Here is a 12,630-nt window from a genome sequence, read left to right as displayed (position 1 = left end):
TTGAACTAGTAGATTTCTATACAGCCAACCCCAACCAAATTGTTTATGATTTGTTACATCAATCTGATTTTGACATTATTGATTTATAAACAAATAGAGATGTATAGATATGAGATGAAGTGGAAAGTTGGCTCCTCCAACAGGACTTGAACCTGTGACATACGGATTAACAGTCCGCCGTTCTACCGACTGAACTATGGAGGAACACTTGACGGACAGAATATTAACTATCTATGACGATTATGTCAATCTATAAAACACTAATTAAGTTTAACTGCTCAGCTTGTAAGCAAATAGCGTGAATACTATGCTAAAATAGTACAGATTAACAAGTAGAGTAAAATTTATGAAAAAGAATATTTGTGTTTTTTGTGGTGCTAGTGAAGGGAATCGTCCAGAGTATCGTACAGCGGCTATGCAATTAGGCAAGGTTATTGCCAATCAAAATAGACGATTAATCTATGGCGGAGGCAATAAAGGATTAATGGGCATAATTGCTAATTCCGTTTTAGATCATGGTGGCGAGGTTATTGGCATCATTCCAGAAAAATTAGTCAAAGCCGAAACTGCACACCTTGGTATTACTCGATTAGAAGTTGTTGAAAATATGCATCAACGTAAAGCAAGACTAACTGAACTTGCCGATGGATTTATTGCAATGCCAGGGGGAACGGGCACGTTAGAAGAGCTTTTTGAAGTTTGGACAGGGATGCAAATTGGTTATCATGAAAAACCCGTCGCACTATTTAATAGCCAATTTTGGCAACCTTTACTGAACTTCTTAAAGCACGCAGTACAAGAAGGTTTTATTCGAGAAAGTTTTTATCAAACATTAATTATCTCAGATACTGCTGATTCAATGTTAGAAAAAATGGACAGCTTTATACCAAAAGACTTACAACGCTGGGTAAAAAAATAATTTAATATAAAAAAAACGCCATCAATTGATGGCGTTTTTAGTTGCATAATTATTATGCGATAGCTGTTGTTTGTGATTCAGGTTTCTTAATCAATGCGTAAGCAACACCTGCAATTACAGAGCCTGCAACGATTGATAATATATATCCACCAACAGGTTTAACTACGCCAGGGATTGCTAATGCAAATAAACCACCATGTGGCGTCATTAACGTTGAACCAAATGCTAATGCCATACCACCAGTGATTGCACCACCAACAATACAACAAGGGATAACACGTAATGGATCACGCGCTGCAAAAGGAATTGCCCCTTCAGAGATAAAGCATAGACCTAAAACTAAAGATGCTTTACCACTTTCTTGTTCTGCTTTAGCAAATTTTTTACGAGCGATTAAAGTAGCTAATCCCATCGCTAATGGAGGAACCATTCCCCCCGCCATAACTGCAGCCATAGGTGCATAAACTTGTGAAGAAATCATACCAGTACCAAAAGCATAAGCAACTTTATTAATTGGTCCACCCATATCAGTACACATCATACCGCCTAATAATGCACCTAACATAACAGCATTAGCACCATTCATGGTATTTAGCCATACAGTAATAATTTTCATTAACCATGCGATTGGCGTACCAACAACAAATTGCATAACAAGACCAGTAATTAAAGTTGCAAGTAAAGGCACAATTAATATTGGTTTCAATGCTTCCATACTTTTTGGTAATGGTAAGTATTTTGTAATAGCTAATGCGACATAACCTGCAAAATAACCAATGATAATACCACCTAAGAATCCTGCACCAGTTGAAACTGCAAGTAAACCACCAACTAGGCCAGGAGCAAGCCCTGGTCTATCAGCAATTGAGTAAGCAATATAACCAGCAAGCAATGGAACCATTAACGAGAAGGCTAAACCACCAATTTGAGCTAAATGAGGTTCACCAACAAGCTCATTTACAAGAGTTTGTTTAACAACTTGTACGCCATTTTCAAGTACAGTAACTGTTTTTAATACTTCTTGGAACTGACCAAAAGCAAAAGAAAGCGCAATGATCAAACCACCTGCAACCACCATTGGCAACATGTAAGACACACCTGTTAGTAGATGTTGATAAAAGCCTTTCTTTTCATTGCTTGATGTTGCAACAGAAGTAGAACCAGACGGTTGATAAACTGTTGCTTCTTCAAACGCTTTATCTAATTCCTGAGCGGTCTTTTTAAGAGCTGGACCAGTTTTGGTACGATAAAGTTTTTTACCAGCAAATTTGCTTAAATCAACATCAATATCACATGCAGCTATAACTACATCAGCAGAAGCAATCTCTTCTGGTGTTAATTCATTTCCAACACCAACAGAACCACGAGTTTCTACTTTACACCACCAACCACGTTTTTTCGCTTCTTCTTCAATCGCTTCAGCTGCCATAAATGTATGAGCAACACCTGTTGGGCAAGCAGTTACCGCAACAATACGTTTTTGTCCACTGTTTGCCACAGAAGTGCTAGTATCACCAGTCGATTGTTCATAAACAGTTGCTTTACTTTGTGCATCATTTAAGATTTTTTTAGGATCAGCAAAAACATCATTTATATCATTAACAACATAAACTTTTTTGCCAATAACTGATTTGTCACTAATATTACCGCTACCAACCGAAATGATAGTATCGGCTGATGTTGCATTATCAACAATTTTAAAATTTAAAGAATTAGCAGCTAACGCTAATTCCGCTTTAGCTAATCGCCCATTAACTGGGCCTGAATTGCTACCTTCAACAATGTATATATTCATGAATACTCCTATCCAGCGATTATTTCAATTTTTTCCGACATGTTGGTAACCGCTTGACGGTCTGACACACCAACACCAGCTTGTTCAACAGATAAAGCGGCAACACTTGATGCAAATACTAGGGTGTCTTTGATTGATTTATTATTTAATAAACCATACATTAACCCACCGACCATTGAATCACCAGCACCAACAGTGCTAACCACTTTACATTTAGGTGGTTTGGCTAACCATGCTTCACGTTTAGTTACCCACAAAGCACCTTTGCTGCCCAGTGAAATTACTACGTTTTCTACCCCACCATCGATAAGTTCCATGGCTGCTGTTTTAATTTCTGATAATGTGGATAGTTTTCTGCCTACCCACATTTCCAGTTCTTTATCATTTGGTTTAATTAACCAAGGGTTGGCCTTAAGCCCTGCTACTAAAGCATCACGGCTACTATCAAATACTACTTTAGGACAAATTGCTTTAACTTGTTTCATCCATTCTGTGAATTTTTCCAGTGATACTCCAGCAGGTAAACTACCACTAATGGCAACCATATCTATCTCTTTCAACCATTCTAAAGAATTGGAAACGAAAGTTTGCCAATCTTGATCGTTAATCGTGAAACCTGAAAAATTTAGGTCAGTGACTTCACTATTTTCTTCAGTGAGTTTAACGTTAATTCGGGTACGACCATCAACGGTCTGGAATTTATCTTCAACATTCAGAGATTTAAAAAGTAAATTAAAACCATCACGATTCTCTTTACCTAAAAAACCACCCACGGTTAATTTAATACCAAGATCAGATAATACTTTGGCAACATTGATACCTTTACCCGCAGCAAGCAAAGCGTTAGTTTGAACTAAGTTAACATCACCAAGCTCAACTTTTGGACAAAAACCTAATAAATCATAAGCAGGATTTAAAGTGATCGTTGCAACACGATAAGTCATGATTAAGCACCCTCTCCTAAACCACTTTCAATTGCTTTACCGATTGCATCTAATACTTGTTCTGCATCATTACCAACAGCAGTAAATTGTAAACGGCTACCTTTTTTCGCACCTAACGCAACAATTTTCATTAAACTAGTTGCACTCACTGGCTCGTTTTTACCATCTAGATTAGCTACCGTCACTTTGCTATTGAACTCTTTAACTAATTTGACAAGAACTGATGATGGACGAGTGTGTAAGCCATTTTCATTTGGAATAACAAATACTCTGCTTAATTCTTCACCATTAGCACCACTGTTTGATGAATCATTAGGTGTTACATTTTCTGATGTTTCAGATGATACAGAATGATCCCCTGAAAGGAGTAGATTATTAAAATCATCACTTTTTGCAGAAATTAATAATGCTAATTTTTGGTTATAAGCTAATGATGCAATGTTATTCACGATAGCTGTAACTGAATCATCAACAGCTGAAATAGTAATAAGAAGCTTAACTGGTTTGCCATCTTGATTAAGATCATTCACCGTACGGCTAATAGCAATCGCATTTTTTAAATTGCCTTCGCGGCTGTCACTTAACCATACCCCATTACCTAAATAACTTGGTTTATTATCAAGTACGTTCGTAATAAAGCTGACATTAACCGCATCGTGTTGTTTTAAACGTGAAGCATTTAAAGCTTGTAATGTAGTTAAGCTATCAGCTTGTATATCCAATAATAATGAGGATTCATCAATTACAAATTGACTATCTTCTACACTTTCTTTGCCAGTTAAAATAGCTAAAGCTTCATCGGCAGTTTGGATTTTTTTGATTCGCTCTTCAACACCATCAGCACCAAGTACATGAGTTAATTGGCGAAGTAATTCTAAATGCTCATCAGAACTCGCAGCGATACCAATAGCTAGATAAGCTTTTTCGCCATCATCACCCCACTCTACGCCTTGAGGAAAACAAAAAACTTGAACCCCAGTTTTTTTAACTAAGTGGCGAGTTTTAGGTGTGCCATGAGGTATAGCAATACCAATACCTAAATAAGTTGCAGCTTGACTTTCACGTTCAAGCATACCATCAACGTAGCCTTCTTCAACATAACCAGCGCTAGTTAATGCGGCTGCAATCTTTTTAATTGCCTCACTTTTGTTGGTTGCTTGTTCATTTAAATGGATATCTTCTTTAACTAAATGAAACATATAATAAATACCTCTGGGTTATAATATTGGATGTACTAAAAACAACTCAGCAATCCCATAATCGTTATTGAATCATGATTGAATCGTTTCAGCGATAATGAATATAAACGTCCTAATTATCAAATAAATTATATCTATTAATTCCTAAAATGTGATCTAGATCAGCTTTTTGAGTAAATCTTTTTAGCTCTATGACGATTTAATTTGACTTTTTAGCAATTTTTCTCGACTCAGGCTACCTCGATAAATTAAACGTCGCGGTATGACTGTTGTTCCTGGTTGATAGTTCTTTTTATGCAAACTATTTAATAATAATTCAATGGTTACTTCTGATACTGATTTATGATCTTGAGATAACGCAATCAATTTACACGGTAAAAAATCGAGTAACTCATTATCACCAAAGGTGGCAATTGTTAGATTATCCGGTAAACGACCAAACTTTTTCAGAATTGCATCAATGGTGCCTTGTAATAAAGAAAAAGAAGTGGAAAAAATGCCGTTTGGTAAATCATTATTTGCCAACCATTGACTAAAAGTAACCTCTGCATCGCGACGACTATAATTATTTGCACACAAAAAATCAACTTTATTGCTATGATTTAGAGCAACTTCCTTAAAACCCTCCATTCGTAGCTGGCTAACAGACAAGTTAGGTAATGCACCAATATAAGCGACTGTTCCATCAACAAATTGATTAAAAGCTTGAGCTAGCATTTTAGAATCTTCTTTGTCAGATCCAACAACATTCCTAAATTCAGATGTTGAGAGTGTTCTGTCTAATGCAAACAAAGGAGTATCACTATTTTGCCAACCGTTGTAAAACGCATAATCAGAATCATTAACAAACGATGAAGAAATGACTAAAGCATCTACACGGCGTTGTTTTAAATGTTTTACACACTCTTTTTCAATTTCCGGATTATCTTCAGAACAAGAAAGCAATAATTGATAGCCTTCTTTTCTTAACAACTGCTCTAAGTAACTTGCAATTCGGGTATAACTTATATTTTCAAAGTCTGGAATGATGATACCAATAGTACGTGTTTTCCCCGCTCTTAGACCTGCTGCTACAGCATTGGGTTGGTAATTATATTCTTTCACTACTGCCATCACTTTAGCAATGGTTTTATCACTAACTCGGTAGTGTTTAGCTTTACCATTTATTACATAGCTGGCTGTCGTTCTTGAAACGCCAGCTAACAGTGCAATTTGTTCTAATTTCATGAATATATCTCAATAAAAAAATTCATCAGTTATTTAAACTGAACACAAATTAAATGTAAACAGAACTTATCATTTAAACTTAACGAATTATAAGAAAAAAAGGATTTAGTGTGAATCTAAACCCTTTTAGTTAAAAAATCTTTTATTAATAATAAATAGCAATGTTTTGGTTATGGATCGTTTCTATTTTTACTGGCGTATCAAATATATCTTCTAAAATAGTTGAATTCATAATTTCTTTTGGACTACCTTGATAGACAAGTTGGCCATCTTTCATGGCTAAAATATAATCAGAATAAACTGAGGCAAAATTGATATCATGGATAACAATAACAATCGTTTTACCGAGCTCATCGGCCGCTCGGCGTAACTGTTTCATCATCGAAACTGCGTGTTTCATATCAAGATTGTTTAGCGGTTCATCAAGCAAAACATACTCAGTATCTTGACAAAGCACCATAGCAACATAAGCACGTTGTCGTTGCCCGCCAGAAAGTTCATCTAAAAACCGATCTTTATACTCAGTTAAATTTAAAAATTCCAGTGCTCGATGGATATGTGCTAAGTCATCTTTATTTAATCGCCCTTTTGAATAAGGATAACGTCCAAATCCTACTAATTCAAAAACAGTTAATCTGCTAGTAAAACGGTTTTCTTGCCTCAATACCGATAAGTAGGTGGCAAGTTTGTCACTTGGCGTATTAACCACGTCCATACTTTGTATTTTTACTTGTCCTTCATCAGCCAGTAATAGACGACTAATAATTGATAATAATGTCGATTTACCTGCACCATTAGGACCTATGATAGCTGTCACTCCACCTTGTGATATGGTCGCATTCACATTTTTTAATACAGATATGGTTTGATATTTTTTACTAATATTATCAATTTCTATCACATTGGAACCTTTTTCAATAATAAGAAGATAAACAGCGAACCACCAATAAACTCAATTACAATAGATAATGCACCAACCATGTTTAAAACATGCTCTAAAAACATTTGCCCACCAACAAGGAAAATAATTCCTAATAAAAATGCGGTTGGCAATAAAAAGCGATGTTGGCTGGAACCACTAATACTGTAAGCTAAATTTGCAATAAGTAAGCCTAAAAACGTAAATGGACCAACTAATGCGGTCGATATTGACACTAATACCGAAACTAATAATAAAATAATGGTGACACTTTTTTGATAATCGATACCAAGATTAATCGCATTATCACGACCTAATGCTAGTACATCAAACCGAAAACGCATTCGCCATAAAAATAGACCAATTATGCTCGAAATAACTAATGAAAAGACAATTAGTACGGGTTCAGCTCGAGTAAATGTTGCAAAAATTCGACTTTGTAATACAGCAAATTCAGTCGGCGCCATTAGACGTTGTAATAAATTGGAAAAACTACGGAACAGCGTTCCTAGAATAATCCCAATTAATAAAACTAAATGAAGATTTTGTTTAAGTTTGTTGAATAATCCTCGATACAAAAATAGAGAAAATAAAATTAATAGTAATGACTCAAAGATAAATTTACCGACAATACCAATATAAGGGATACCTTGGACATCAATAAAAAATATTACCACTGTTTGAATCAACACAAACAGTGATTCAAACCCCATTATTGAAGGTGTTAAAATTCGATTATTCGTAACAGTTTGGAAAAGTAATGTTGACGTTGCCGCCGAAAAAGCAACTAAAATCATCGTTAATACAATCCAAGTCCGATGTGTCAAAATGTAGCTGATGTTGCCTTTTAAATTAAATGTCATGAAAAAAACAACACAAAGCACAGCAATACCAAGTAATAACCATACTGTTTTTCGGCTAGAAATATGGCGTTTTTGATTAACTAGCATGACATTTTTTACTCAACAATACTAAAAAAATAATAGCCCCTACTACACCAAGAATGACACTGGCTGGTATTTCAAATGGATAACGGATAACGCGTCCAATAATATCACATAGCAAAACAAGCCCACTGCCTAATAAACAGATCCAAGGAATCGTTTTTCTAACATTATCACCAAATAATAAACTGACAATATTGGGAACAATCAGTCCTAAAAATGGCAATACACCAACCACCACAACGACTATTCCACCTATCAAAGCAATCACAACAAGACCAATTAACATGACTCGATTATAATTAAGCCCAACATTAACCGAAAAGTCTCTACCTAAACCGGCAACAGTGAACCGATCTGCACTCCAACAAGCGAGTAGAGTAATACCTCCAACTAACCATAATAACTCATAACGACCTTGCAAGATTCCGGAAAAGTCTCCTGACTCCCAACCACCAAGTGATTGTAATAGGTCAAAATACATCGCAAAAAAAGTACAAATGGCACTAATTACCGCACTAAGCATAATCCCAATAAGAGGCACCATCAGGGCAGATTTATAAATAATCTTGCGAGAAATGAACATAAATAACATAGTGCCCGCCATAGCAAATAAGCTGGCAACCACCATTTTCATCATCACACTTGCACCAGGCGCAAGCACCATCATCACTAATAAACCAAGACTAGCCGACTGAGTTGTACCTACTAACGACGGTTCCACAAAACGATTTTGGGTAAGGAGTTGCATAATTAAACCAGCAACACTCATCGCGCTGCCAGCTAATAATAGTGCCACTGTTCTAGGTACTCGACTAACAAAAAAGATTTGTCGCATATTACTGTCAGACCATAAATCAGCTAACGTAACATGCCCAGCACCAATAAAAAGGCTTAATGCAGCCATTGCGAATAAAAAAACAATGCCTGCAATAAAGTAAACCGTTTTAGACATGATTTATATTAATTTGCTGATGATTTTTGTAAAACATCACTTATTTGATCCATCAAACGACTATAAGTTTGAATACCACCAGAGATATACATAGAAGTAGAATCTAAATAAACAATATGGTTTTGTTGCCATGCATCGGTTTTTTGAATTAATTCGTTATTTAAAACCTGTTGTGCAGATTGTGCTTCTTTATTACCAATTGCGTTATCTCTATCAAGCACAAATATCCATTGTGGATTAACACTTAATACAAATTCAGAAGTTACTGCATTACCATGACGTCCTGCTTCTTGGAATGTTGTTGCAGGTTTAAAACCTAATACATCAAAAATAAAACCAAAACGTGATTTAGGGCCATATGCAGACATTTTGCCGCCATTAACCATAATCACTAAAGCCGTTCCAGCAGTGCTAGTTTTTGATTTTAAGCTATCAATTTTTTGATTAAAATCAGCAATTAGTTTTTTAGCTTCTGCTTGTTTACCAAAAATATTACCTAACTGCTCAGTACGCTGCGTCAAACTAGCCACAAAATTATTAGGATCAATATCAAGCGAAATTGTCGGCGCAATATCACTTAATTTTTTATATACATCATTGGCCCGACCACCTGCAATAATCACATCAGGTTGTAATGAACTTAATACTTCATAATTTGGTTCAAATAATGTGCCGACATTGGTATAAGTTTTATCAGCATATTTAGATAAGAACTCGGGAAAATGCACATCAGATTGAGGAACTGCTGTAACGGGAATATTTAATGCATCAATAATATCAAGTGTTGCAGTATTAAATACGACTACTTTTTTCGGATTTTCAGGAACCTCTGTTTTACCTTGAGCATGTTCAACAACAATTGATGTTTTATTAGCGGCAGGTGCTTCTTTTTTATCATCACAACCAACCAAAGCAAATAAAGCGGTTAGTAATACTAAAAATTTAAATTTGATAGATGAAAACATTGTAACTCCTAATTATTAGCTTAGTTCAAAAGCGCGTAAATGATAAATAGAATGATTATCATTTAGGCTGAATTGTAACTAAAAATAAATAAGTGTTCAATGAACTTTGATAAACAAAAAAATCAATAATTAATAAGCTTATAAAAACATCAGCCAATAATATTAAATTAAAGGCTGATTATTGATCAATTCTACGTCAATTAATAATTGGAATCTTCGGATAATTCTTTAAGCTTTCTGGTTAACGTATTTCGTCCCCAACCTAAAAGGTTGGCAGCATCTTGTTTGTGACCACGAGTAAAATTAAGTGCGGATTTCAATAAAATCCGTTCAACTTCACTAACGGTTTGTGTCAATATCCCTGTTTGGCCCGCTAATAATGCTTGCTTAGCCCACTGTTCGAGCATCGTTTTCCAATCTGTTAACGGCTGAGGATGGGTATTAACGTCATAATTAACAGATGTAGCGGGCACCGATAACTGTAAAAGTTCTGGAGGTAAATCTTGAACAAAAATTTCATTATTTGACGACATTACAGTCACCCAACGACAAACATTTTCCAATTGCCTAACATTGCCCGGCCAATTAAACATACATAATAAATTAAGTGCTTCAGGACTCAGCACTTTACTTTCGACGCCTAACTCTTTGGCAGTAGTACGTAAAAAATGTTCAGCCAGTTTTGGAATATCTTGTGCTCTATCTCGTAATGGCGGTAATAAAATACGAATAACATTTAAGCGATGGAATAAATCTTCTCTAAACTTACCTTCTCTTACTCTCGCTTGAAGATCTTGATGGGTTGCGGCAATAATACGAACATCAACTTTAACCGGTGAATAACCACCGATCCGATAAAATTGACCATCGGCAAGCACTCTTAATAATCTCGTCTGCACATCTAACGGCATATCGCCAATTTCATCCAAAAATAGCGTACCACCGTTGGCCTGCTCAAAACGCCCATGCCTTATTTGGGCTGCACCAGTGAATGCGCCTTTTTCATGACCAAACAATTCAGATTCAATCAGATCTTTTGGAATGGCAGCCATATTCAGTGCAATAAAAGGTGACTGAGAACGTGGACTATGGGTATGCAATGCTTTAGCAACTAACTCTTTACCAGTTCCTGATTCGCCGTTAATCAGCACACTAATAGATGATTTTGAAAGTCGCCCAATAATACGAAACACTTCCTGCATTGATGGAGCTTCACCGATAATACCAGTAGAAGCTTTACTGCTAGAAGGACTGCTCGGTTTATTGCTTTGAGTTTGTAAAATAGCTCGTTCCACCAGTTGAATAACTTCATCAACATCAAAAGGCTTAGGAATATAATCATAAGCACCTTTTTGGTAAGCATTAACAGCGGCATCAAGATCGGAATGCGCCGTCATAATAATCACAGGCAAATTGGGCATTTGCTCTTTAATATAATTAAGTAAAGATAAACCATCAATTCCAGGCATTTTTATGTCAGATAAAATGACGGCTGGCTTTTGTGGGTGATTCACTAAAGCATCAATCACATCTTGACCACTTGAAAAACTGATGCAATTAAAATGAGCATTAGTAAGTGCTTTTTCTAACACCCATCTAATCGAACTATCATCATCAACAATCCAAACATTCATTTCAATTAACCTCATTGTTTGATGGGCAGATAGATAGAAAACTCTGTGTGGCCTGGCCAACTATTAAACTCAATTTTTCCATGGTGCTGATCGATAATATTATGAGCAATCGACAAACCGATACCATTACCACCTTCATAACCACTCACCATCGGATAAAACAACGTATCTTGAATATGCACTGGAACGCCAGGTCCATTATCTTCAATATCGATGCGAGCACAAAGTCGGTAACGCTGACCATGCAAAGTAACCTGAAATGCCGTTCGCGTTCTTATTGTGATATAGCCTGTTTTCGAACCAATCGCTTGTATCGCATTACGAATGATATTTAAAACTACCTGTTCAATCTGTTCAGAGTCATGCACTAATTCAGGCAGACTAGGATCATAATCACGTATAATCGTTACGTTTGACGGCTTTTCTAAACTTAAAAGCGCATAAATTCGCTCAATAGCTTGGTGAATATTCTGCTGTTTTTGTTGTAAACGTTGTTGTGGGCCTAATAACCTATCAACAAGATTCCTTAATCTATCTGCTTGTTCAATAATAATTTGTGTATAGTCTTGCAACTCATTTTTAGGCAGTTCACGTGATAATAGCTGCGCTGCACCTCTAAGCCCACCTAATGGGTTTTTAATTTCATGGGCAAGTCCGCGGACTAGCTCACGTGCTGCATTTTGTTGAGCTTGTTGTAATTGTTCTTGGCTTAGTTTTTTATGGCTATTAAGTGGTGCCATTTCTATTAAAATATGGCCATTAGCAAGCAGTTGTGCCGTCAATGATAAAATATGTAGTTCATTATTTATCACTAAATTTACTTCACTATCGGTAAAACCTTGGTTTTGATCTAAGGCATTTTGCATTAAATCAAGGTCTAACGAAAAATACCCTAACAAATCAGGAAGACAACTTTCTAATATTTTTTTAGAACTTTGGGCTAGTAATTGTTGTGCCGCAGTATTGGCATAAAGAATATTGAGCTTTTTATCAAGTAATAAAATATTGGTTATCATAGAGTCGAGAACAAGATTCGCATCAGATTCATTATCAAATGTCATCGTAAGCACTCCGTTCTCATTTTAGATACCACCGCCAAATAGCGGTGGTTAAAACGTTAAATAATAAA

At 35.9% G+C, this 12,630-nt stretch carries 11 protein-coding genes and 1 tRNA gene; 1 reads left to right on the top strand and 11 read right to left on the bottom strand.

The window, feature by feature from the left end; genetic code table 11:
* Nucleotides 1-128: 128 nt before the first annotated feature.
* Nucleotides 129-204, bottom strand: a tRNA-Asn gene (locus tag J3T98_RS05910).
* 142 nt (nt 205-346) lie between these two features.
* Here J3T98_RS05910 and J3T98_RS05905 point away from each other — a divergent pair.
* Complete coding sequence (locus J3T98_RS05905; RefSeq protein WP_267362373.1) at nt 347-919, top strand: TIGR00730 family Rossman fold protein; 573 nt, start codon at nt 347-349, stop codon at nt 917-919.
* 52 nt (nt 920-971) lie between these two features.
* Here J3T98_RS05905 and fruA read toward each other — a convergent pair whose 3' ends face one another.
* The 10 genes from fruA to glnL all read right to left on the bottom strand — a co-directional run bounded on the left by fruA (nt 972) and on the right by glnL (nt 12,562).
* The gene (gene fruA / locus J3T98_RS05900) at nt 972-2,714 is read right to left on the bottom strand and encodes a PTS fructose transporter subunit IIBC (RefSeq protein ID WP_267362372.1); all 1,743 of its coding nucleotides are present in this window, start codon (nt 2,712-2,714) and stop codon (nt 972-974) included.
* 8 nt (nt 2,715-2,722) lie between these two features.
* Nucleotides 2,723-3,658 carry a 1-phosphofructokinase gene (fruK, locus tag J3T98_RS05895; RefSeq protein ID WP_065735134.1) on the bottom strand — a complete coding sequence of 312 codons (936 nt, stop codon included), beginning with the start codon at nt 3,656-3,658 and terminating at the stop codon, nt 2,723-2,725.
* 2 nt (nt 3,659-3,660) lie between these two features.
* The gene (gene fruB / locus J3T98_RS05890) at nt 3,661-4,857 is read right to left on the bottom strand and encodes a fused PTS fructose transporter subunit IIA/HPr protein (protein WP_220225633.1); all 1,197 of its coding nucleotides are present in this window, start codon (nt 4,855-4,857) and stop codon (nt 3,661-3,663) included.
* 189 nt (nt 4,858-5,046) lie between these two features.
* Complete coding sequence (cra, locus tag J3T98_RS05885) at nt 5,047-6,084, bottom strand: catabolite repressor/activator (protein WP_220225632.1); 1,038 nt, start codon at nt 6,082-6,084, stop codon at nt 5,047-5,049.
* A 145-nt stretch (nt 6,085-6,229) separates the two neighbouring features.
* On the bottom strand, nt 6,230-6,985 hold the full coding sequence (locus J3T98_RS05880) for an ABC transporter ATP-binding protein (protein WP_220225631.1): 756 nt from the start codon (nt 6,983-6,985) through the stop codon (nt 6,230-6,232).
* Complete coding sequence (locus J3T98_RS05875) at nt 6,982-7,953, bottom strand: iron chelate uptake ABC transporter family permease subunit (RefSeq protein WP_267357100.1); 972 nt, start codon at nt 7,951-7,953, stop codon at nt 6,982-6,984. Before J3T98_RS05875 ends, J3T98_RS05880 begins: the two co-directional genes overlap by 4 nt.
* Complete coding sequence (locus J3T98_RS05870; RefSeq protein ID WP_267362371.1) at nt 7,943-8,902, bottom strand: ABC transporter permease; 960 nt, start codon at nt 8,900-8,902, stop codon at nt 7,943-7,945. Before J3T98_RS05870 ends, J3T98_RS05875 begins: the two co-directional genes overlap by 11 nt.
* 8 nt (nt 8,903-8,910) lie before the next feature.
* Nucleotides 8,911-9,867, bottom strand: coding sequence for a siderophore ABC transporter substrate-binding protein (locus tag J3T98_RS05865; protein WP_267338792.1), 957 nt, complete (start codon nt 9,865-9,867; stop codon nt 8,911-8,913).
* Nucleotides 9,868-10,067: 200 nt separating this feature from the next.
* The gene (gene glnG, locus J3T98_RS05860) at nt 10,068-11,501 is read right to left on the bottom strand and encodes a nitrogen regulation protein NR(I) (protein WP_267362370.1); all 1,434 of its coding nucleotides are present in this window, start codon (nt 11,499-11,501) and stop codon (nt 10,068-10,070) included.
* An 11-nt stretch (nt 11,502-11,512) separates the two neighbouring features.
* Complete coding sequence (glnL, locus tag J3T98_RS05855) at nt 11,513-12,562, bottom strand: nitrogen regulation protein NR(II) (RefSeq protein ID WP_267362369.1); 1,050 nt, start codon at nt 12,560-12,562, stop codon at nt 11,513-11,515.
* Nucleotides 12,563-12,630: the final 68 nt, after the last annotated feature.

The organism is Gilliamella sp. B2772 (assembly GCF_026536985.1).
In the GTDB taxonomy this organism is placed as follows: Bacteria; Pseudomonadota; Gammaproteobacteria; order Enterobacterales; family Orbaceae; genus Gilliamella; species Gilliamella apicola_E.
This window is presented reverse-complemented; position numbering and strand designations above follow the sequence as displayed.

Coding starts and splice junctions, on each gene's coding strand:
- J3T98_RS05875 (WP_267357100.1), bottom strand. CDS start 7,953: ATGCTAGTTAATCAAAAACGCCATATTTCTAGCCGAAAAACAGTATGG.
- J3T98_RS05865 (WP_267338792.1), bottom strand. CDS start 9,867: ATGTTTTCATCTATCAAATTTAAATTTTTAGTATTACTAACCGCTTTA.
- cra (WP_220225632.1), bottom strand. CDS start 6,084: ATGAAATTAGAACAAATTGCACTGTTAGCTGGCGTTTCAAGAACGACA.
- fruB (WP_220225633.1), bottom strand. CDS start 4,857: ATGTTTCATTTAGTTAAAGAAGATATCCATTTAAATGAACAAGCAACC.
- fruK (WP_065735134.1), bottom strand. CDS start 3,658: ATGACTTATCGTGTTGCAACGATCACTTTAAATCCTGCTTATGATTTA.
- J3T98_RS05905 (WP_267362373.1), top strand. CDS start 347: ATGAAAAAGAATATTTGTGTTTTTTGTGGTGCTAGTGAAGGGAATCGT.
- J3T98_RS05870 (WP_267362371.1), bottom strand. CDS start 8,902: ATGTCTAAAACGGTTTACTTTATTGCAGGCATTGTTTTTTTATTCGCA.
- glnG (WP_267362370.1), bottom strand. CDS start 11,501: ATGAATGTTTGGATTGTTGATGATGATAGTTCGATTAGATGGGTGTTA.
- fruA (WP_267362372.1), bottom strand. CDS start 2,714: ATGAATATATACATTGTTGAAGGTAGCAATTCAGGCCCAGTTAATGGG.
- glnL (WP_267362369.1), bottom strand. CDS start 12,562: ATGACATTTGATAATGAATCTGATGCGAATCTTGTTCTCGACTCTATG.